The organism is Methylovulum miyakonense HT12 (assembly GCF_000384075.1).
Classification (GTDB): Bacteria; Pseudomonadota; Gammaproteobacteria; order Methylococcales; family Methylomonadaceae; genus Methylovulum; species Methylovulum miyakonense.
In genome coordinates, this window is the sequence record NZ_KB913025.1 from 2,979,204 (window position 1) to 2,999,128 (window position 19,925).

At 52.9% G+C, this 19,925-nt stretch carries 19 protein-coding genes; 8 read left to right on the plus strand and 11 right to left on the minus strand.

The window, feature by feature from the left end; genetic code table 11:
* Positions 1 to 173: 173 nt before the first annotated feature.
* The 3 genes from METMI_RS26325 to METMI_RS27050 all read right to left on the minus strand — a co-directional run bounded on the left by METMI_RS26325 (position 174) and on the right by METMI_RS27050 (position 1,140).
* On the minus strand, positions 174 to 332 hold the full coding sequence (locus tag METMI_RS26325) for a DUF3309 family protein (protein ID WP_019867075.1): 159 nt from the start codon (positions 330 to 332) through the stop codon (positions 174 to 176).
* Positions 333 to 460: 128 nt separating this feature from the next.
* Positions 461 to 601, minus strand: a complete 141-nt coding sequence (locus METMI_RS26330) for a DUF3096 domain-containing protein (protein ID WP_019867076.1) — start codon at positions 599 to 601, stop codon at positions 461 to 463.
* Positions 602 to 681: 80 nt separating this feature from the next.
* Positions 682 to 1,140: a sll1863 family stress response protein gene (locus METMI_RS27050; protein WP_156829865.1), complete on the minus strand. Its 459-nt coding sequence runs from the start codon at positions 1,138 to 1,140 to the stop codon at positions 682 to 684.
* A 307-nt stretch (positions 1,141 to 1,447) separates the two neighbouring features.
* Here METMI_RS27050 and METMI_RS0114815 point away from each other — a divergent pair, with 307 nt between their 5' ends.
* From METMI_RS0114815 to METMI_RS0114840, 6 genes are all read left to right on the plus strand, one after another.
* Complete coding sequence (locus METMI_RS0114815; RefSeq protein WP_019867080.1) at positions 1,448 to 1,663, plus strand: glycine zipper 2TM domain-containing protein; 216 nt, start codon at positions 1,448 to 1,450, stop codon at positions 1,661 to 1,663.
* 661 nt (positions 1,664 to 2,324) lie between these two features.
* On the plus strand, positions 2,325 to 4,223 hold the full coding sequence (locus METMI_RS0114820) for a YdbH domain-containing protein (RefSeq protein WP_019867081.1): 1,899 nt from the start codon (positions 2,325 to 2,327) through the stop codon (positions 4,221 to 4,223).
* The gene (locus tag METMI_RS0114825) at positions 4,220 to 4,417 is read left to right on the plus strand and encodes a YnbE family lipoprotein (protein ID WP_019867082.1); all 198 of its coding nucleotides are present in this window, start codon (positions 4,220 to 4,222) and stop codon (positions 4,415 to 4,417) included. The genes METMI_RS0114820 and METMI_RS0114825 overlap by 4 nt, the downstream gene beginning before the upstream one ends.
* Before the next feature lie 11 nt (positions 4,418 to 4,428).
* Complete coding sequence (locus METMI_RS0114830; RefSeq protein WP_019867083.1) at positions 4,429 to 4,770, plus strand: YdbL family protein; 342 nt, start codon at positions 4,429 to 4,431, stop codon at positions 4,768 to 4,770.
* A 349-nt stretch (positions 4,771 to 5,119) separates the two neighbouring features.
* A complete protein-coding gene (locus METMI_RS24240; protein WP_083930123.1) occupies positions 5,120 to 6,064 on the plus strand; it encodes an IS1595 family transposase in 945 nt (314 codons plus the stop codon).
* A 187-nt stretch (positions 6,065 to 6,251) separates the two neighbouring features.
* Positions 6,252 to 8,606 carry a fatty acid cis/trans isomerase gene (locus METMI_RS0114840; RefSeq protein WP_232215233.1) on the plus strand — a complete coding sequence of 785 codons (2,355 nt, stop codon included), beginning with the start codon at positions 6,252 to 6,254 and terminating at the stop codon, positions 8,604 to 8,606.
* A 109-nt stretch (positions 8,607 to 8,715) separates the two neighbouring features.
* Here METMI_RS0114840 and METMI_RS0114845 read toward each other — a convergent pair whose 3' ends face one another.
* From METMI_RS0114845 to METMI_RS0114855, 3 genes are all read right to left on the minus strand, one after another.
* The gene (locus METMI_RS0114845) at positions 8,716 to 8,919 is read right to left on the minus strand and encodes a hypothetical protein (protein WP_019867085.1); all 204 of its coding nucleotides are present in this window, start codon (positions 8,917 to 8,919) and stop codon (positions 8,716 to 8,718) included.
* Between the two features lie 295 nt (positions 8,920 to 9,214).
* Positions 9,215 to 9,901: a response regulator gene (locus METMI_RS0114850; RefSeq protein ID WP_019867086.1), complete on the minus strand. Its 687-nt coding sequence runs from the start codon at positions 9,899 to 9,901 to the stop codon at positions 9,215 to 9,217.
* Positions 9,898 to 11,256 (minus strand): sensor histidine kinase, encoded by a 1,359-nt coding sequence (locus METMI_RS0114855; RefSeq protein ID WP_019867087.1) that lies wholly within the window; start codon positions 11,254 to 11,256, stop codon positions 9,898 to 9,900. Before METMI_RS0114855 ends, METMI_RS0114850 begins: the two co-directional genes overlap by 4 nt.
* Before the next feature lie 226 nt (positions 11,257 to 11,482).
* On the opposite strand from METMI_RS0114855, the gene METMI_RS0114860 reads away from it, so the two are divergent.
* Together METMI_RS0114860 and METMI_RS0114865 are read left to right on the plus strand one after the other, a co-directional pair.
* Complete coding sequence (locus METMI_RS0114860; protein ID WP_019867088.1) at positions 11,483 to 11,920, plus strand: cupin domain-containing protein; 438 nt, start codon at positions 11,483 to 11,485, stop codon at positions 11,918 to 11,920.
* A 10-nt stretch (positions 11,921 to 11,930) separates the two neighbouring features.
* Positions 11,931 to 12,461, plus strand: a complete 531-nt coding sequence (locus tag METMI_RS0114865; protein WP_019867089.1) for a DUF2380 domain-containing protein — start codon at positions 11,931 to 11,933, stop codon at positions 12,459 to 12,461.
* A gap of 54 nt (positions 12,462 to 12,515) precedes the next feature.
* On the opposite strand, the gene METMI_RS0114870 is transcribed toward METMI_RS0114865, so the two are convergent.
* The 5 genes from METMI_RS0114870 to METMI_RS0114890 form a co-directional block, all read right to left on the minus strand.
* On the minus strand, positions 12,516 to 15,026 hold the full coding sequence (locus tag METMI_RS0114870) for a glycogen/starch/alpha-glucan phosphorylase (RefSeq protein ID WP_040573128.1): 2,511 nt from the start codon (positions 15,024 to 15,026) through the stop codon (positions 12,516 to 12,518).
* A gap of 71 nt (positions 15,027 to 15,097) precedes the next feature.
* The gene (locus METMI_RS0114875; protein ID WP_019867091.1) at positions 15,098 to 15,781 is read right to left on the minus strand and encodes a response regulator transcription factor; all 684 of its coding nucleotides are present in this window, start codon (positions 15,779 to 15,781) and stop codon (positions 15,098 to 15,100) included.
* Between the two features lie 444 nt (positions 15,782 to 16,225).
* A complete protein-coding gene (locus METMI_RS0114880) occupies positions 16,226 to 17,824 on the minus strand; it encodes a sensor histidine kinase (RefSeq protein WP_019867092.1) in 1,599 nt (532 codons plus the stop codon).
* A gap of 5 nt (positions 17,825 to 17,829) precedes the next feature.
* On the minus strand, positions 17,830 to 18,414 hold the full coding sequence (locus METMI_RS0114885) for a hypothetical protein (protein WP_019867093.1): 585 nt from the start codon (positions 18,412 to 18,414) through the stop codon (positions 17,830 to 17,832).
* 22 nt (positions 18,415 to 18,436) lie between these two features.
* Complete coding sequence (locus METMI_RS0114890) at positions 18,437 to 19,894, minus strand: sensor histidine kinase (RefSeq protein WP_019867094.1); 1,458 nt, start codon at positions 19,892 to 19,894, stop codon at positions 18,437 to 18,439.
* Positions 19,895 to 19,925 lie beyond the last annotated feature (31 nt).

Consider the following 19,925-nt stretch of genomic DNA (forward strand, 5'->3'; position numbering starts at 1 on the left):
GCGGTAGCCGTGGTTTAAATCCACCGGCTTCAGACGTATTGTTTTTAGCCGGCGGTTTAGTCCGTCGATCTTCAACCCACCAGCCTGGGCAGGTGGGTGTTGAGTTAATAATTATGGGCTTTATGGTGCTTATGAGGTGCATGGGGACGGGAATGACAACGTCGCCTTAATCGCTAAATTCTGCCCAATAAAATCAGGACCAAGATAATGATAAGCACCAATCCCAAGCTACCGCTGGGCGCATAACCCCAACTGCGGCTATGCGGCCAAGCGGGGATGACGCCAATCAGCATGAGGATAATTATGATGAGTAAAATTGTGCCAAGTGACATGGTAGTGCTCCTGTTTTAAGGAAAGGGATAAAACAATTCACCACGTAACACACTAGGTTACGGAGCGTATTATTGGTTCGGCTATCAAGAATGGGAGCTTCGTAATCTCCGTATGCCCTGGGGATGAATCAAGTTAGGGTAATGGGCATTAACCCTAAAATACCCCGGACGATTAAATACACCGCCACGAAATAATTTAAAAACCTTGGCACGATTAGAATGAGTATCCCTATCACTAGGGCCAGTAAGGGTTCGATTGCGACAGTCATAGCGTTCTCCTAGGTGTAAAAGTCTGGTGGTGGGGAATTGACGGGTTCCCGGCGCTGATGAAGATAAAACCGCCTAGGCCTTATTTAAATTTGGCATTGGCGCTCGCTAGGCCAGTCCTCAAGTCATCCCATACCTTATCCGCCGTTTCTTTGAGTTTTTCCCAAGCATCGTCGCTGGCTGCTTCAAGCTCCCTCATCTTGAGGGAAGCGGCTTGCTGATGGGTGCGTAGGTTATTAAGTTCTTGTCCGTATTTAAGTTTTGCCATCCCGACTGATTGTTCAGTTTTGGCGGTTATGGCATCAATTTGGGCGCCCCATTCTTTCAATTCTGCCGCCAGACTTTCAATGTATGCATTTTTTGTTTTCATGGGCTTTCCAGGGTGTGGGCGATTGGATAGTGTTTTTGTATCCGTTGGTGCTGCTTGAAATGGGAATAATGGATGGATCTTGGCCTTCGCCGGATTTTCCAGCAAGTCATTACCAACGCAGAAAAAATCATAACGGCAAAATGGGAGTTTAGTCGGTACGGTAACGTACATAAACTTGCTTGCCGCCATCAGCCGCTGGAATTAGCGTTGAAGGCGGCCGTTTCCGAAACCGGATAGGGCTTATGTGCGTCAACGGACAGACGGTGGAAGGTTTGTCCAATAAACTCAGATTGACGGGGCCAACAGGATGTGTGTTGGCATCGTGGCAGGCCTTATGGTTGGTTCTGTCGAACAGGCGTCACCCATTTGCCTGTACAAGATTTTTTTGAATTTTGTCCAGGTGACCACTGGCCGGCTATCCGAAAGCCACAATTGACCGGACATAACATCCGGGGATTTTATTTAAAGGGATAATAGTATGAAAAACTTACAAAAAACCGCACTTAGTATGGTCATGGCGGCTATGGTTCTTGGCTTGATAGGCTGTGCCGGAATGTCGGCACAAGGCAGAAACACCGCTATTGGTGCAGGCGTGGGAGCCCTTGGCGGCGCAGCCATTACGGGAGGTAGTGCGCTGGGAACCGTTGGTGGTGCAGCCGTAGGTGGCGTTGTCGGTCACGAAATCCACAAATAAGCAACACCGGCAAACTGAGTTTAACCGGAACGTATTATCAGAGGCCGTCCTATAAGTGCCGGTCTCTGTTTATGCGCGGCTGGAGTTGGCTTAAGGGTTTGCTTGTGTTTTTTTGAATGGGTTCAATGGACGGACGCACGGCCTGAAAGTTAAATTACCCCCGGCAATGCCGCACTGCCATTAAGTTAAAGAATAAAATTAATATTCATGTGGTTACGGTTGTATTTTTGCGGTGCATATCAATCGTAGGTCGGGTTTACCCAAAGGGCATAAAAGCGATAGCGTAACCCGACATTTGGGTGCTGATGCGTCGGGTTACGCTATCGCTTTTATGCCCTTTGGGTAAACCCGACCTACTAATTGTTTTATTTTGAGTAAAACCATTAACTTAATGGCAGTGCCGGGGTGATTTAACTGAAGTTTGGGTTTTTTCACCGAAGTGACATTGGCTTTGTTATGTTACAGGTGAGGTAGGTGAGTTGTGATACATTACGTCAGCTAATTTGTGGCTATAAATTGGCGGGGTAACGGGTAAGGCATTTTTTGTGGTAAGGCTAAGGCGCCCTTATGCAAGATTACCCGAAAGTGCCAAAAACTGCCCGACACCGCATAACGACATTTTAAATACGTAATAAGGCATCGTCTTGGAACTGCTTTGTCCATGAAACCTTCAGCAACTTCCGAAAATAGGGACCAAAAAACGCATGGTTTTGGGTTCCGTCTGTTCACCGCTTTCCTGATTGTCCTGGTGGTTCTGGGCATTGGCGTTTGGTGGAAGCGCTCGATTATGATGCAGTGGGTGCTGCAACGCTTTCTTGACCGGACATCCCTGGTATCGCCAAGGATTTCGGGGCTGCAATTTGGTTTTGACCAAGCCATGCTATCGGAAATGGAATTTGGCATAGACACCGGGGTAGGGCGGTTATCTGCCAAATTGGCGGAGGTGGGTGTGGGCTACGACTTCAGGATACCTAAAGTCAAAACCATTGTCGTGGCCCATGCGCAACTGAAGCTGGGCTACCAGGCTGCGGAGGTCGCCGGGGCTAAAGGTGGGGGAGCCCCTTTTGGCACCTTGGCCTATCCGCTTGAACGTTTAACCATCGAAAACCTCGATTTTGAATTCGATACCCCGTGGGGGATAAGCCGTTTCATCGGGAGGGCGGAAATCAGCCGGGGCACAGCGAATTTACTCGAAGCAAAATTCGAGGATGCCAAGAAATCCTTTCGGATGGAATTTGGCCCGGGATTCCGCACCGCTAAGGTTGTCGCAGAAAAAACGCCGGGGAATAAGGTTTTCGAACTCACCGCCGACCATCTGGATCAAGCGGATAGGCAAGCCCGTTTGCGGGCTGGCATTGGCGCACTGGGTGAATGGTTAAGCACCAGTGTCCTGATGCCGGAAACCTTAAGGGCAAAAATCGCCCCCTCCGTCACTACCTGGATCAAACCTAATGTCGCATCCGTACAACTGGACTTTAGCACTGGAACAGCGGACAAACTCCACATCCTACAAGGGCGGGCCTTGCTGACCCGTGATGGCCAGTATTTGGCCGGTTCCGATTTGTCGCTCACCAAATCGGGTGCGGTTAACCTTAATGCCCATCTGGATATGGCCGTTGTGGACATGCTTGAATTGGTGCAGCCCTGGTTGCCTGAAATGGCCCGTGCTTGGCGTTTTACGGCTGGTAAAGTCCAGGGGACATCGCAGTTGCGCTGGCAAGACCAGCGGCTTGTTTCTGGCGTGGCGCATCTTAATGCTTTTGACGTGGCCTTAGTGGCAGGTACGGTGCACGCCGTCCACGCTAGCATTAACGTTGATATGGCTGACCTTAGCCGTGCTTCCTTGGCATTGTCGGGGGATATTCCGGAACTTGGCTTCGGTAAGGAAATGCTTGCCCGAAACTTGTATGTCAAGGCGGCTTTTCAGGATAACCAATTGAAGCTAGAGCGCGGGGTCGGGTCGATGTTTGGCGGCCAGTTGGAGATATTGCCAACCACAATCGATCTCAAGCAACGTCCAATTTTGCTGACGTTACGGATCCGTGACGTTGACCTTTCGCAACTGTTAGCGACACTGCACTATAAAGATTTGTCTGTAAGCGGTATAGTCAGTGGCGAATTGCCATTGCGGGTCACCGGGAAGACTGTCGAATTGCAGGACGGCCTGCTTATTGGTGCGCGCCCGGGCGTGTTACGTTATCAAGGGCCGGTTGCCGATAAGGAAAACCTTGCGTTTAGGGCCTTGCGCAATTTGGAGTACCATAGCCTGCAGGCCAAGGTAAATTACCAGCCTAATGGCGGTTATCACTTAGGGTTACGATTGGAAGGCAGCAACCCAGAAGTGTTGTCTGGGCATCCGATCGCTTTCAACCTAAATTTAAGCGGACAATTACCGGAGCTCTTAAAAAAAGGCATGATGGCCGGCGATTTTGAGCGGGCCATCTTGGATGCGGCAAGCACGGCATCGGCAACCACTAACACATCAACGAAACCACTGCTGAAACCCCCAGTTGGGACCCATCAACCAAAGCCGCCGCTGGCGGATCGGAGAAGTCAATGAAGTGGAGCACTGTAAAGCCCGCCGCAATTTTGTGGGGGGCCTGTTATTTATTGGGATGCACGCCTTCTGTCAAATTCGAGGCGCCGGAGAAACCCATTGAAATTAACATGAACATAAAAATCGAACATGAAATCCGCTTGAAAATTGAAAAAGACGTAGACGAGCTGATTTCCACGCAAAAAGGGCTGTTCTAAAGGGGCGATTAATGAAAAACAAAAACTTCAAATATATGTTGGCAGGCCTGTTCCTTGGATTCGCATTGGCTGGCATGCCAGTTGTTGCGGCTGACCTAAGCCAGGCAAAAGCGGCCGGTTATGTGGGGGAGCGGATGAACGGTTTCTTGGGTTTGGTTGACCCCAATGCGCCCGCCGATGTGAAGGCCTTGGTGCAAGAGATCAACAGCCTGCGGGAAGCGGAGTACCAGCGCATAGCCATCAAAAACGGCGTGGCTGCGGAAGATGTCGGGAAACTGACGGCACAAAAAGTCATTGGCCAGACGCCATCAGGCCAATACGTGGAAACCCCGTCCGGTTGGCAAAAACGTTAAGGGGATTTTGATAGGGATAGCCGCATGGGTTGCCCTTATTAAAGTACCGCAGGGGCTGGATGGTTGGAGGGTGCGCCATCCGGCCATTTTTTATTATGACCGGGTTATCACCAAGTTGCCTAGCCCCGGGCTATTACAAGCTTTCTGGCCAGCTTGGATTCCATAAGCACCAGAGACTGTGAAAGAATTATTTTATGTCCACGAAAATCACGAAAAAACACGAAAGTGTAAAACCAGATTAAATATAAGTTATTGAAAGTTATTATTTAATTGTTTCGTATTTTTCGTATTTTTCGTATCCTGGGTATCCCCTTGACTGGAGTGACTACTATCGGTAGTGTTGTCATCCATGGACGACTACCCGAAGACGTTGGCTGAATTTGAGGAACGCTTCTCCACCGAAGAAGCGTGCTGGCATTATTTGTGTGAGTTGAGATGGCCTGATGGTTTTGTTTGTCCGCGTTGCGGTCATCGAAAAGCTTGGTTAATTGATCACGGGCTTCATTGGTGTAGATCGTGCGATTACAAAGCATCAGTGACGGCAGGAACAATTTTTGAACGGACAAAGAAGCCGTTGATGGTTTGGTTTCGGGTAATCTGGTGGGTCACAGGGCAGAAATATGGTGCGAGCGCCAAAGGACTGCAACGTATGCTTGGTATTGGTAGCTATGAAACTGCGTGGACATGGCTTCACAAATTGCGTCGCGCCATGGTTAGGCAAGGCCGTGATCGTTTATCTGGGAACGTTGAGATCGACGAAACCTTTGTGGGTGGTGTAAAACACGACGGAAAACGCGGACGTGGCGCCAGTGGTAAGGTATTGATTCTTATGGTTGCGCAACTTGACGGAAAAAAATTGGGGCGCATACGACTGAAACGAATAGAAGATGCTTCGGCAGAATCTTTAGAAAAAGCCATTCAGGATACGGTTGAACCAGGGAGCGTGATTCGAACGGATGGATGGGCTGGCTATAACCAAATTGGCAATCGTGGGTACATTCACAAAGTGGTTCGAACTGATGCTGAGGTTGGGGACAATCTGTTGCCTGCTTGTAATCTGGTTGCCAGCCTGATGAAACGATGGCTAGGTGGTACTTTGCAGGGGGCGGTTGCTCATGAGCATCTTGAGTATTATCTCGATGAATATACATTTCGATTCAATCGACGAACTTCACGGCACCGCGGAAAACTTTTTTATCGATTACTCCAACAAGCAGTGTTGACCGATGCCGTGACTTACGAAACTATCAAGAAAAATGTCCGTGGACGAAAACCAACTCACCACAACATATAGTGTTTACTCCAGTCAAGGGGATACCCAGGTTTCGTATTTTTCGTATTTTTCGTGTTTTTTGTGGAAAATCATTAATTCTTAGAGCATTTTGCAATACTTTCACAGTCTCACCACCTTATCCACCAATCCCAATCCCAATCCCTCTAGTTAAAGATCGTAACCCTATAAAATGTAATAACAATTATAAATGGCGACTTATATGCGCAACTTGCTGGTCTTTTCGGTTTTACTCTTGCTGGCTAGTTGTGCAGCGTATACGCGCCACCAACTCGACCAACGTTACGGCGTTGCCGACCCCGCCCGTTTCGAACACCCGTCCATCATCCCCTCCCCAATCAGCTACCGACGTGATGTCAAACCTATCACCGACAGCCGTTGCACGGTTTGCCATGGCTGTTTCGACGCGCCCTGCCAGTTGCAGATGGGCAGTTACGAAGGCATTACGCGCGGGGCCAGCAAAGAAAAGATTTATGACGACTTAAGGCTATCAATGATGGTCCCGACCCGGCTGTTTACCGATGCCCAGGACAACAGCCAGTGGCGGCTTAAAGGCTTCGAACCCGTGCTGAACGAACGTAAGCCCGATCCGGTGGCCAATCGGGAAGCCAGTGTCATGGCCAGGATGCTGCAATTGAAAAAGCAACACCTGTTCCCGAAATCAGGCTTATTGCCTGACGGGCGTTTCGACTTTTCCTTGTACAGGGAAGAATCTTGCCCCGCGATTGAGGTGTTTGACGGTTTCGCCGAAGACCATCCGGAGTGGGGGATGCCTTATGGCTTGCCCGCCTTGACCGATAAGGAACAACAAACCTTGGTGCGCTGGCTGGAAGCTGGTGCGCCTGTGGAAAAGCCGCAGCCCTTGGCAAAAAACCAGCTTGACCGTGCCCTTAAGTGGGAAGTGTTTTTGAACGGTGATAGCCTCAAAGCGCGTCTGATGGGCCGCTATATTTACGAACATTGGTTCCTCGCGCACCTTTATTTTGACGACCTTCCCAAGCCCGAATTTTTTGAGCTGGTGCGCTCGAAAACGCCGCCCGGCCAACCTATCGACCTGATCGCCTCGCGCCGGCCCTTTGACGACCCGCTAGTGGCGCGGGTTTACTACCGCCTGCGTCCGGTGCAAGGCGCATTGCTGGCAAAAACCCACATGCCTTATGCGCTGGATGATGCACGGATGCAACGCATCAAAAGCTGGTTTCTTGACGCGCCTTACGAAGTCACGCAGTTACCGTCGTATAAACCGGAAATTGCCGCCAACCCGTTTGTTGCGTTCGGACAAATTCCGGTGCGTTCGCGTTACCGGTTGATGCTGGATGAAGCGCTGTTCACCGTGATGGGCTTCATCAAAGGCCCGGTTTGTCGTGGCCAAGTGGCGATCAATGTCATCAACGATTATTTCTGGATAGGTTTTGTCCATCCCGATAATCCGTTTCAAGAAAGCCAGGATTTTCTGGCGGCCGTACTCAAGCAAACCAACTTGCCCACGAGTGACCAGGGTTTGACCAGTTTACTGAAATGGCAATCGTATGCGCAACAGGAAACCCGGTACCTACGCGCCAAAAGCACGCTGTTGAACTCGGCGCTGGCCGGACGAAATTTGCCTAACCTTTCCTTGTTATGGGATGGCGACGGCAACAACCCCAATGCCGCGCTCACCGTATTTAGAAATTTCGATAATGCCAGTATCGTCCAAGGCTTGGTTGGCGGACAACCGCAAACCGCCATGATCATGGGTTACCCTTTGCTGGAGCGCATCCATTATTTGCTGGTGGCGGGTTTTGATGTTTTTGGCACCGTCGCCCATCAATTGCAAGCCAGGTTGTACATGGATTTTTTGCGGATGGAAGGTGAGCAACACGTCCTCGCTTTTTTGCCCTTGTCGATGCGCGGCAGTGTGCAGGATAAATGGTACCGAGATGCACCCGATGCCGTGCTGGCCCATTTGCGGGATAGCCAGCGCGGGTATGTCCAAAACACAGGCCTACTTTATAAAACCCAAGAGCCGTGGCATGAATTCGCGGGGCTTTGGAAACAGCATCTCAAACCCGTACTGGATAAGCGTTACGAATTGGACGGAACCACTTTGCCAGGGGCGGTAGGTTTGCTGGAGCAGCTCGCCGGGCTTAAAGGCAAAGCCGTTTCTTACCTGCCGGAAACCGTGTTCATCACCATCAATGACGGGCAAAAGCAAGCGCACCATTTCACGCTGTTACGCAACAGTGCGCACAGCAACGTTTCCGAACTGTTCAAAGAAGAAGACCGCCGCCTGCCGGACGAAGACACCCTGACGCTAGTGCCTGGCTTTTTGGGGGCTTACCCGAATGCGTTTTATCAGCTGGGACTCCACCAACTGCCGGAGTTCATACGGACAATCAAGCACCTGGACTCCAAAGCCGCCTATACCGGCCTCAGCGCCCGTTTTGCTATCCGGCGGACAGCCCCCCGTTTTTGGGCGCATACCGATATGTTGCATGCGGCTTACCGCAAAAGTTTTCCGATAGAAGCGGGCTTGTTTGATTTTAACCGGTTTGAGAACCGGTAGCCCGGTGGGCCGATTGGCCGCCCTGAACCGCAGGTTTGGGAGCCCGGGCTACATGGTGGGTGGTTTGGCTAGCGGCACCAGCCTTAATTGGCTGGATTGGGGGCGGCGTTTAATCTTTGGGTTTCGGTTGTTGGCCTTGCCCATAGTGGTCATAAGACTGGGTGGCGGAATCATAACACCGGGCCCGGTCCGCATTGTCGGCGATTTTGGTGCATTCGTTCAGACGTGCGCCTTGGGCGGCGTTATAAACCCTTTCGGCGGTACAGCCTTGGAGTAAAGCGAAGAGCAGGGCGGTGAGGGTGAGTTTTTGCATGGCTTGGTCCTGGATAAATGGCTGGGTAATTTATTAATCGGTTATGTGTGGGATCCACTATAACGCCAACGGCACGTAAAAGGCTTGCGATTTTTCCCGTGGCCGCCAGGGTTTATCGGCTGGAAGCCATTTGTCCTCCGCCCTTACGCAAGCAATGCCGGCAATTCCAGACTGGCCGGGCGCTGGCCTCTTACGGAAACCCTTTTAAAGGCTTTGGCATAATGGCATCGGGCCATGATACTAAATAATGGGGCTGTTCCGCCAGAAACGGAAAGGGGAGTTTTCGGGTAAGCGCTTAAACCGCCGTGCCTGAACCTTGGCCATCCATGGCTGGCGATTCCAATAAACTGACCACATTCAGGCGTATCGCCAAGCGCGTCAGTTCTATGTCGCTGTTCACGCCAAGTTTGCGTTTGATCAGGTAATGGCTGTTACTGACGGTCTTCGTGCTGATATTAAGGGTTTGGGCGATCTCCCCGGCGCTTTTGGCTTCGACCAACAGGCGCAGGATTTCAAATTCCCGCACGGTCAAGGTGTCCAAGGCCATGCGTTCGGTGCCGAGTTGCGCCAAGGCCAAAGCTTGGGCGATGTCGGCGCTCAAGCTTTGGCGGCCCGCATAAACGTCGTGGATGGCCCGCAGCAACACCTCGGGCGGGCTGCTTTTGGTGATGTAACCCAAAGCCCCGGCGCGGGTCGCCTGTAGGGCAAAACTGGGTTGTTGGTGCATGCTGAACACCAGTATCTTCGCTTTGGCGTCGCGTTGTCTGATACGCGCAATCACTTCCAAGCCGCTGATACCGGGTAGGGACAGGTCGGTGACGACCACGTCAGGGGCGGATTCCTTAAACTGCTGGTAGGCTTGGATGCCGTCAGCGGCTTCGGCGACCACTTGCAAGCCCGGTTGCTTGGCCAATAACGCACGGTAACCGGCGCGGACTATGGCGTGGTCGTCCACCAACAAGATGCGGATGGGCGGGTTCATCTCCGCATCCCGGTGCTTGGGCCCAGCGGTAGCCAAACCTCCACCCTCAGGCCATGCGGTTGGACGAGGCTTAATTCTAGCCATCCGGTTAGCGCGGTGGCCCGTTCACGGATACCCAGCAGGCCGATGCCCGTGTGTGTGGGGAAGGGCAGGCGGGTGGCGATACCGTCGTCGGCAATGTCCAATTCCACCGCCCCAGGGCTGATCGCCAGCCTAACTTCGGCATGGCTGGCGACGGCATGTTTGGCGATGTTGGTCAGGCATTCTTGGATGATACGGAACACGGTCAATGCCAAGGCTTCAGGGAGCGCCGCACAGTCGCCGCTGATAACCAACCGGTAACGGGTGCCGCCACCACGGGCGTTCCAACCGGAAACCAAGCCCTCCAAACTGGCCTTAAGGCCTAGCCCGTCAAGTTCGGCGGGGCGCAAGCGTGCCAATAAACCCCGTACCCCAATCAGCAGATGTTGGGTGATCTGGCTGATTTGTCCGGTTTCGGCAAGCAGCTCAGGACATCTTTCTTCGGCGGTCTGGGCAATGGAGGCGGTGACGGCATTGATGGCGGCGAGGCATTGGCCGAATTCGTCGTGCAGTTCCCTCGCCAAATATCGCCGCTCTTCTTCTTGGGTTTCCAGCAGTTGTATGGCCAGCCGTTGGCGGTCCGATAACAATTGCTGCTGGCTGGCCGCCAGTTGGTTGACCGCTTCGGCGATGCGTTGCCATTCAATGAGTTCAAATTTTGGCAAGCGGTAACTGAGCTGGCCTTGTTCCAGATTCCCCAGCCCCTTAACCAATGTTTGCGCTGGCCGCAAAGCCCGGCGGATGCTGAGGTACACCAAACAACACACGGCAAAAACAGTGGTGACGGACAAGCCCAGCAAGCGGCGGATATTTTCCCAAGCCTGGGTGATTTCCATCTCGGCACTGGGTGTGACCGTCAATACGCCGTATTCGAGGCCTTTGAAGGTGATGGCTTGGTGCAGCGCTAGGCCAGGATTGAAAAACCAACGGTACAAGGCTTCGAAACTGCTGGGCACTGGAGTCCCGGGCAGTTCCGCGCCATTGCACAAGTTGTAGGTTTTTTGGCTGCTGGTGGCGGCAAAATGGACGCAGATCCCCGCCACGCTACGGGTTTGTTTCCATAAGGTAAAGTCAGGGAACGGCAGGGCATGGCCGAAGCCGGAACGCATTTGCAATTGTTGGAAACTGAGTTGTTTGCCAAGTGATTCGGTGACGCGCCAGGTTGCCTGTCGGGCGGCTTGGTTGCTGGAAACCAGCACATAAGCGGTGGTTGCCAGCAGGCACAGCAAGGCGACGGCGACGATGCGCAGCAATAAATGGCGGAGTAGGTTCATGCTAAGGGCAGGGCGGGACAAAATGGCCAGTCGGTGTGGCCATTCTAAGTGCCTGGGCGGGTTCTGGGAAGCCACTGCGGGATGTCGGGCAAATTGCCCGTGTTTTTAGGGCAAATCTCGGCTTACGGCAGGGCGGCAATTGCCTAAACTGTTGTTGCCCGCCCAATTCCGGTTAATGATTGGTATAGGCCGGGCATTTTCAATAACCAAATACGAGGCATCTACTATGGCAGACCATTTGTTCGACGACACCCGCATCCCCTGGCAAACCCTGGCAGGGTTTGAGCACTTATGTTATTTCATCCTAAATATTGACCAAGCCAACACCCTCATTGACGTGCTGTTTAAATTCTCCGCCCGGGAACAGATCGTCCTGCATCGGCATAAGGCCTTGAACCATACCTTTGTCATCCAGGGCGAACATCGGCTGTATTGGGCGGACGGCACGCTGAAAGAGGCTAGGCCCGTGGGCAGTTATACGGTCAGCCCGGCCAGTGACGATCCGCATCGGGAAGGCGGTGGCGACGTGGACGCCATCGTCTTTTTCAGCATACGCGGCAGTGCGGGGGTGTTATATGAAATTCTTGATGACAATTTGGACATTGTCACTACGTTGGGTATGCAGGATTTTGTCGCCCTGTACCAAAACCAAACCGCCCCGTGAGGAAAACAGTATGAATAAATTGGCATTGGCAACCCTTTCGGCGGCATTGTTCTTGCCGGGCACGGTGGTGCACGCCGCCCAACGCATTGCGGTTTTGGCTTTTGAACTGAACGACCTCACCTCCTTGCCCAATACGCCCCAGGAGCAAGTGCGCACGGCATCCATCCGGCCTTTGTTGGAAGCGGCGATAAGGCAGGCGGATGATGGTTATGAAACCGTCCCTGTCAGCCCCCAAGCCCAAGCAATGGCCAATGGCAGTTTTGGCTATTTGTTCCGTTTCCATGACCTTGCCGCCAAATTAGGCGGACAAGCCCAGGCCGATTGGGTGGTGGTCGGGCAACACAGCAAGCCCAGCTTTTTGTTTTCTTACCTGATGGCGCATGTCATCAACGTCAAGACCGGGATGCTTGCCGCCAGCTTTGATGTTGAACTCAAGGGCAACCATGAAGCCGTCACCCGGCACGGGGCCGTCGCGCTGGCAAAAAAAATCAAGGGGGCCATTGGCAGTGGGGGGGCTGGGGCGGTACATCATAGCCATTAAGTAGGCGCCGGAGCGCCTTTTCCGGGGCGCCAACCTAAGTGTGTGCCCCGCTGATTACACGTTGCCGTTATCCACAATAACTGGTGTAAGTTTCCATATCTCGTTATTGTATTCCCTGATAGTCCTGTCGGTGGAAAACTTGCCGCTAGCCGCGCAGTTAAGGATGCTCATTTTTGTCCAGCGCTCTTGGTCGCGGTAAGCGGTTTCCACCCGTTTTTGCGCGTTGATAAAACTGCGGAAATCGGCAATGGTCATCCAAGGGTCATGCGGGCTTTTAATGGAAGCGATGAGCGTGTCAAAAATGCCGAATTCGAATGGGTTAAAGTGCCCGCATTCCAACAGCCGCATCACCCGTTGCAAATCGGCATCTTGTTGGATAATGGCTTTCGGGTCATAGTGATGGTGCAAGTCTTCCACTTCCTGCGCATTCAGGCCAAACAAGAAGAAGTTCCCGTCACCCGCTTCTTCGCGGATCTCGATGTTCGCGCCATCCAAGGTGCCGATGGTCAAAGCGCCGTTCATCATGAATTTCATATTGCCGGTGCCGGAGGCTTCTTTGCCCGCCGTGGAAATCTGCTCGGACAAATCGGCGCCCGGACAAATTTTTTCCATGGCGGACACCCGGTAATTGGGTAAGAAAATCAATTTAAGCTTGTCGCCGACCTGGGGGTCATTGTTGATGACATTGCTGACATTGTTGATCAGCTTGATGATGCGCTTGGCCATGAAATAGCCAGGTGCGGCTTTGCCCCCGATCAATACGCAACGGTCTGTCCAATTGGCGGTGTCGCCACGTTTGATGCGGTCATAAAGGTGTATGACATGCAGGACATTGAGTAGTTGGCGTTTGTATTCGTGTATGCGTTTGACCTGGACATCAAACAGGGCGTTGACGTTTAGGTCAAAACCTAGCTCTTGTTTTTTAAAATCGATCAAGTTTTGTTTGGCTTGTTGTTTGATTTCACGCCAGCGTCCGCAGAACGCTTTGTCATCAACGTAACGCTTCAGGTGTTGCAATTGGGACAAGTCCGTTAGCCAGCCATCCCCGATGGTTTTTGTGATAAGTTCCGCCAGATTGGGGTTGCAGGCCGCCAGCCAACGCCGTGGTGTCACCCCGTTGGTCTTATTGTTGAATTTGTGCGGCCACAATTCGTAAAAATCGCGGAACAGGCCTTTTTGCAATAATTCGGAATGCAATTGGGCGACGCCATTGACCGAATAACTGCCGGCTATCGCCAAATACGCCATCCTGACATACTGTTCGCGGCCTTCTTCAATCAGCGACATGCGCCTTAAACGGGAGGTGTCATTAGGCCACCGCGCCGACACTTCCGCCAGAAAACGGGCGTTGATTTCAAAAATGATTTCCAAAAGGCGCGGCAACAATTGCCTGAACAGGTTGACCGACCAACGCTCCAGGGCCTCGGGCAGCAGCGTATGGTTGGTGTAAGCCATGGTGCTGCTGGTGATGGCCCACGCCTTGTCCCAGGGTAGGCCGTAAATGTCAACCAGCAGGCGCATCAGTTCGGCGACGGCAATGCTCGGATGGGTGTCATTCAGTTGGAAGCAATGTTTGTCGGCAAAGCTGGCAAAATCATGGCCATGCCGGCCCACCCAGGTTTCGATGATGTCCTGCAGGCTGGCGGAGGCCAATAGATATTGTTGGCGCAAGCGCAGGGCCTTGCCGTTTTCGTTGGCATCATTAGGGTACAACACCATCGTGATGTTTTCGGCGGTGTTCTTTTCGGCCACGGATTCGGCATAATCGCCCGCATTGAATTCCTGCAAATCGAATTCGTCGGTCGCCGTCGCTTTCCATAAACGCAAGGTGTTGACGGTGCCGTTCTGATAGCCGGGGATCGGGGTGTCGAAGGGCACGGCGTACACGTCCCGCGTGTCTACCCAACTCACGCGCAGGACGCCGTTTCCGTCGGTACGGGTCTCGGTGCGCCCGCCAAACTTAATCCGTTGCCGGTATTCCAGACGCTCAATTTCCCAGACATTGCCATTCCTTAGCCAATGGTCGGGTTTTTCTATTTGCTCGCCGTTGACGATGTCCTGGGAGAACATGCCGTATTCATAACGCAAGCCATAGCCATTGACAGGCAAACCTAGGGTGGCGCAACTATCAAGGAAACAGGCCGCCAACCGTCCCAAACCACCGTTGCCCAAGCCCGCATCGGGTTCGTTATCGACGAGTTCTTCCAACTCCAAGCCTAAGTCGTACATGGCCTCATCGACCGCGTCATGGATGCCCAAACTCAACATGGCGTTGCTGAGCGTGCGCCCCATCAAAAACTCCATCGACAAGTAATAGGCTTTCCGGCAATCTTGGTTTTTGTAAGCGTTGTAAGTCCTTTTCCAGCGTTCGGTGAGCCTGTCACTAATCGCCATGGACAGGGCTTGGTAGGCGTAATTGAGTGTGCGGCAATTTTCATCCCGTCCCAGGCGATGGCCGTAGTAACGTTTGAAATCGGCTTCTAATTGTTCTTTATCCATACCTAGCTCGGCAAGTTTAGTGATGTGGGGTTTGGGTTGGCTTTTGTAAAAACGTATGTGTGCCATAGCTGCATTTTGGTGTATGAGTTGTGTTTTTTTCATGACAAGCTTTAAATTTGGGCTAAAAAATGCATAGGCTATTGGGAAGTGTCTAGTTTATAACCAAATCCCCTGATGGTCTTGAGCAATTTTAAATCGTGCCCGTCATCAATTTTGCGCCGTAGTTGGCGGATGTAGACATCCACCACATTGGTTAGCGGGTCGCTGCTGTAACCCCACACTTGTTCCAGGATACGGGTGCGGCTCAACACTTTGCCGGGCATCCGCATGAAGCATTCAAGCAACGTGAACTCCTTGGGGGTCAGGTCGATCAGCACGCCGCCGCGCCGCACTTCATGGGTTTCCAAATTTAAGGCCAAATCGGCTATCTGCAATTCTTTGCTTTCCTGTTTCAGCTCGCCGCCACTGCGGCGCATCAGCGCCTCTATCCGCGCCAGCAATTCCTCAAATGAAAACGGCTTGGTCATATAATCATCGGCGCCGGAGCGCAAGCCCGCCACCTTATCTTGGATGGCGTCCCGTGCCGTCAGCATCAAGATGGGGGTGTCGACGCCCGTGTGGCGCAAGCGCTCGCACACCTCACGGCCATTGATATCAGGCAGGCCCAGATCCAAAATGATGGCTTGGAACTGGCCTTCGGTGCCCAGGGCGATGGCGTCCAAGCCATTGTTGGCCACTTCCACGCTATAGCCCTCGGCTTTCAGCCCCCGTTGGACAAAATCGACAATCCGTCCGTCGTCTTCCACTAGCAAAATTTGCATATCGGCTATCCCTTTAAAATAGTGTCTGTCAGTTATCATCTGATGTTACGCAGACTTTTTCTGCGAATTGAAAATAAATAAAGTAGAGTCGCTATCGCGATGTTTTTTTAATCGGGTTCTCGCACCCGACGGCGAGATACTTTCTTTTGCGCCGCCCCGGCAACTGCTCCTGCGTTGCCCTACCTCTGTCCATAGACCACCCTTTAGTGGTGGCATCCATGCAGTCGAAAAGAAAGTATCCAAAGAAAAGGCGGCCCGGTTGCCGCTGATGTCTTGCGCTCCTCGCATTGGTCGGGGGGCGGCAAAAGGGGCTTCCTGCCCCTTTGCCGCCGTGCGGCATCCATGCCGCACCCCTTTATGCCCTGTGGGTATTCGGGCTAGTCCCGACCAATACTGTGGTGCTCGACGCGGCAAACGGGATACAAACTACGTTACTGCGTAACGTCAGTTATCGTTTATCAATCCGCCGTTTCCGGGCGCAATCATCGGCAAGGTCACCGTGAACGTCGAGCCTGCATTTTCAATGCTGTCCACGGCAATATCACCGCCATGGGCTTTCAGTATCGACCGGGCCAACGGCAGGCCTAAGCCGCTGCCGTCATCGCGGGCGTCCAGGGCGTTCCGGCTGCGGAAGCGGCGGTCGAAGATGCGCCCCAAATCTTGGGCGGGGATGCCTATGCCCTGGTCGGCGACGCTGAAATGGGCTTGGTTTGCAGCCGTCCATAACTTGACCGTGATCCGGCCTTCCGGGTTTGAATAGCGGCAGGCGTTGTCGCCTAAAATGAACAGCAATTGCCGTAGCCGTTGTTTGTCACCGTACACCCATAGCGGCGTGCCCGGCGCATCCAAGGTGACCGAATGCCCCTGTTCTTCGGCCATCAACCGGAAATCTTCGGCAGCGGCGGCCACCAGTTCGGCCAAATCCAGGCTGTCCCATTCAAATTGCAGATTGGCGCTTTCGGCACGGGCCAAAGCCAGCAAGTCTTTGACATACGTGCCCAGTTGCATGGCCAGTTCGACGATACGCCGTAAAGCGTCTTTGTACTCTAGGGCATCACGGTCTTTGCCGCGCAAAGTCACTTCCGCCTCGCCGCGGATCACGGTGATCGGGGTGCGCAGTTCATGGCTGATGTCGGCCAAAAATTCCAGACGCGCCGTGTCCATGCGTTTTAATTCCTCATTCAGGCGATGCAATTCAAAGGTCCGCTCGGCCACCCGTTTTTCCAGCACGGCACGGCCTTCGCGCAGTTTGGTTTGTTGGACATCCAGTTCTTCGGCCATCTGGTTGAAATGGCTGGCGAGGTAAGCGAATTCGTCGTGGGTATTGACGGTGATGCGGTAATCGAGGTTGCCTGAGGCTATTTCGTCAGTGCCTTTCATCAGCGCCTCAACCGGCTTCTTGACGCCACGCAACAGCAACACGCCGGAGGAAAGGCTAAACACCGCCGCCGCCAAGGAGGCCAGGATGGCGACCCAACGCGACCGGGCCACCAAGTCTTCCATGGCTTGTTTGGCTTGCCCCGCCTTGCCGCGTTCGGCATTGATGGCGGCATCAATCAGCGGTTGGAATTTGCCGTCAATTTCTTCTTCCGAAAATTTTGATAAGGCTTGCATCGCCAGTTCGGGTTTGCCCTGTTCGCGTAGCCGTTCGATGTCGTCGAACCGGTATCCGCTGGCATCCAAAAACGCCGTGAAATGCGCGACCCGTTCCAGTTCGGCGGATTTGTCCGGGTCGTCCCCTGGCGGCTTGGTTTGTACCGCGTTGTCCCTCAATGCCTGCATCGCCAGGTAAAGCCGTTGTTTTGACAATTCCACGCCAGCGGCGGCAGTCGGGCTGTCACTGATCAGCCTGTCCATGCGCTGTTTGAAATGGCGGTAAGCTTCTTGCGACAGGCGCTCATAATGCTCAAAAGCCTGGTAAGCCGCTTGGCTGCGCTGAAAATGCCAGGCCACTTGGTTTGAGCTCCAATACAGCATGATCCCTAAAAATAGGACAAAACCAAAGGAAACAACGATGGCCATCGCCAAACGGAAACGGAACATGGCCTTTAATTTCCGCCGCCGCTCTCGTCCAAATGTTTTTCCATGGACCGTATGGCTTCCAGTTTCTCCCGCAGCAAGCGGTTTTCATCATCTTTCGGCACCGCCGTTTCTTTCTCATCGGCCGGGGAGGTTGGGGCGGATTTTTGTTTGCGCTTCGGCGAACCCGTTTTTTTTGTGGGGCAGTTGCTTAGGATGACCGGCAGGCTGTTGATGCGCCTTAAGGTTTCCGTGTCGATGGCGAGCAGTTTTTGCAGCCGTATGTCCGTCAAGTTTTGGGCGGGGATGGCGTTGACCCCGTCCAGAATTTTAGGGATGTCGCCGCAAGTATCGGACAACAAACGGCCAACCATCAAGTGCAGTTGGAACCCCGCCCCAGGCGCCTCTTGTTGGCGTTTCAATAACGTACGGCAAGTATCGGAGCGTGACGATGGCGGGATTTTCGCCATCATGGCCCCAAAAGCCAACAGCTCATCAAAGTCCGCTTGGGCATAAGGTTCGCTATAAGCGCCTGGGTTACCGTTCCAGCTGTTTGAAAACCCGGCGCATCCGGCCAACAATAAAAGGCTTAGCGCCAGGCTTGCTTTTAACATAAAAATAATGTCCCCCTTGTTATTAAGCCGCTTCGGTTAACGGGATTTGGACGCGGAAGCGCGCTCCTTGTTGGTCTTCCCTAGGGGCGATGATTTCGGCCTTGCCCTGGTGGTTGGTGACATATTCACGGACTATCGCCAAGCCCAGGCCCGGGCCTTCCCCGGCCACATCGGGCGGGTTGGCCTTGCCGCGGAAAAAGGGCTCGAACACATGCCCGCGTTCTTCGGCGGTTACGCCCGGCCCTTCATCTTCAACTTCCAATTCCATTTGCTGTCCTGAATCACGCAGCATGATGCGGATTTCACCGCCGATAGGTGAATATTTCACCGCATTGTCCAGCAATTGTTCGATGATGCAGCGCAATTGTTCGGGTATCCCGTCAACTTCCACGGGCCTGACCAGTTTTTTCAAGCTAATGGCTTTGGCCTGTAAACGCGGTTGGAAACCGTCAATGACCGATTCCAGCAGGGCTTGCATATTGACGCCGCCTTCGCGGCCCGTTTCCGGTTTGGTGTTGATTTGGCTATATCTCACCAATTCTTCGGACACGGTTTTCAGTTTGTCGACATTGTTGCATAGGCGTTGTGCGATTTCTTGTTGCGGGATGTCCGCCTCCTCGTCAGCCTTTTGTACCAGCCACTGCGCGCTGCCGCGGATGCTCTCCAAGGGCTGCTCAATCTCCCGTGCGACATTGTGCATAAACTGTTGCTTGGACACTTCCAGTTCCAGCAAATGGGTGCGCAGCCATTCCAAACGGTTGCCCAAGTAACGTAAGTCCGAGGGGCCGCTCACCGAGATGGGTTCTTCAAGCTCGCCGGAACCCAGACGGCGGATGCTGGTGTCCAGTTGCCGCATGGAACGTGACAGCACCGCCAGCAACGCCACAATAAAAATAAACGAAATGAACAGCAACACCGCGCCCTTAACCAACAAGCCTTCCTCAAGCGATTCCGATTGCTGGTGCAGTTCGCTGAATTCATGGTCAACATGGCTTTCAAATTCCAGCGACAGCTTGTGTGCCGATTCACGTAGCCCTTGGAACGCTTCGTCAATGGGCGAGGGGTTGTTGCCGTTCGCCGAGCCAATGATTTGTTGGTAAATCAGGTTTTCCTTCTCGGACAGCTCATTGACCAACAGGGCGATTTTATTATCGACGTGCAGTTTTAATAATTCGCCTAAGGCTTGTTTGAATGATGCCCGCGTGCTTTCATAAGATTGTTGTTCATAAGGCTGGCGCACCGCAGGGTCGGACAGCAGCACGAACAACCGGGCTTTGCGTTCAATATCGGCGGTTTTTTGCAAGACCGAGCGGATCACCTTGGTCTGTTCGAAAACCTGGGTGTTGATGGTCCTGCCCAATGCCGAGGTTTCCCGCATTCCAAAAGCCGCGTACATGACCGCAAAAAACAGCGGGATGACGGCAATCACAAAGCCGAGGATGATCAGCGATTTTAACGATAAAATATTTTTGAATTTCATTCGGTTGTAAAGAGATAAGAAGCATCCCCAA

Excerpts from the sequence above, each read along its gene's own strand:
- METMI_RS26325 (WP_019867075.1), bottom strand. The coding sequence starts at position 332 with ATGTCACTTGGCACAATTTTACTCATCATAATTATCCTCATGCTGATT.
- METMI_RS26330 (WP_019867076.1), bottom strand. The coding sequence starts at position 601 with ATGACTGTCGCAATCGAACCCTTACTGGCCCTAGTGATAGGGATACTC.
- METMI_RS27050 (WP_156829865.1), bottom strand. The coding sequence starts at position 1,140 with ATGTACGTTACCGTACCGACTAAACTCCCATTTTGCCGTTATGATTTT.
- METMI_RS0114815 (WP_019867080.1), top strand. The coding sequence starts at position 1,448 with ATGAAAAACTTACAAAAAACCGCACTTAGTATGGTCATGGCGGCTATG.
- METMI_RS0114820 (WP_019867081.1), top strand. The coding sequence starts at position 2,325 with ATGAAACCTTCAGCAACTTCCGAAAATAGGGACCAAAAAACGCATGGT.
- METMI_RS0114825 (WP_019867082.1), top strand. The coding sequence starts at position 4,220 with ATGAAGTGGAGCACTGTAAAGCCCGCCGCAATTTTGTGGGGGGCCTGT.
- METMI_RS0114830 (WP_019867083.1), top strand. The coding sequence starts at position 4,429 with ATGAAAAACAAAAACTTCAAATATATGTTGGCAGGCCTGTTCCTTGGA.
- METMI_RS24240 (WP_083930123.1), top strand. The coding sequence starts at position 5,120 with ATGGACGACTACCCGAAGACGTTGGCTGAATTTGAGGAACGCTTCTCC.
- METMI_RS0114840 (WP_232215233.1), top strand. The coding sequence starts at position 6,252 with ATGGCGACTTATATGCGCAACTTGCTGGTCTTTTCGGTTTTACTCTTG.
- METMI_RS0114845 (WP_019867085.1), bottom strand. The coding sequence starts at position 8,919 with ATGCAAAAACTCACCCTCACCGCCCTGCTCTTCGCTTTACTCCAAGGC.
- METMI_RS0114850 (WP_019867086.1), bottom strand. The coding sequence starts at position 9,901 with ATGAACCCGCCCATCCGCATCTTGTTGGTGGACGACCACGCCATAGTC.
- METMI_RS0114855 (WP_019867087.1), bottom strand. The coding sequence starts at position 11,256 with ATGAACCTACTCCGCCATTTATTGCTGCGCATCGTCGCCGTCGCCTTG.
- METMI_RS0114860 (WP_019867088.1), top strand. The coding sequence starts at position 11,483 with ATGGCAGACCATTTGTTCGACGACACCCGCATCCCCTGGCAAACCCTG.
- METMI_RS0114865 (WP_019867089.1), top strand. The coding sequence starts at position 11,931 with ATGAATAAATTGGCATTGGCAACCCTTTCGGCGGCATTGTTCTTGCCG.
- METMI_RS0114870 (WP_040573128.1), bottom strand. The coding sequence starts at position 15,026 with ATGGCACACATACGTTTTTACAAAAGCCAACCCAAACCCCACATCACT.
- METMI_RS0114875 (WP_019867091.1), bottom strand. The coding sequence starts at position 15,781 with ATGCAAATTTTGCTAGTGGAAGACGACGGACGGATTGTCGATTTTGTC.
- METMI_RS0114880 (WP_019867092.1), bottom strand. The coding sequence starts at position 17,824 with ATGTTCCGTTTCCGTTTGGCGATGGCCATCGTTGTTTCCTTTGGTTTT.
- METMI_RS0114885 (WP_019867093.1), bottom strand. The coding sequence starts at position 18,414 with ATGTTAAAAGCAAGCCTGGCGCTAAGCCTTTTATTGTTGGCCGGATGC.
- METMI_RS0114890 (WP_019867094.1), bottom strand. The coding sequence starts at position 19,894 with ATGAAATTCAAAAATATTTTATCGTTAAAATCGCTGATCATCCTCGGC.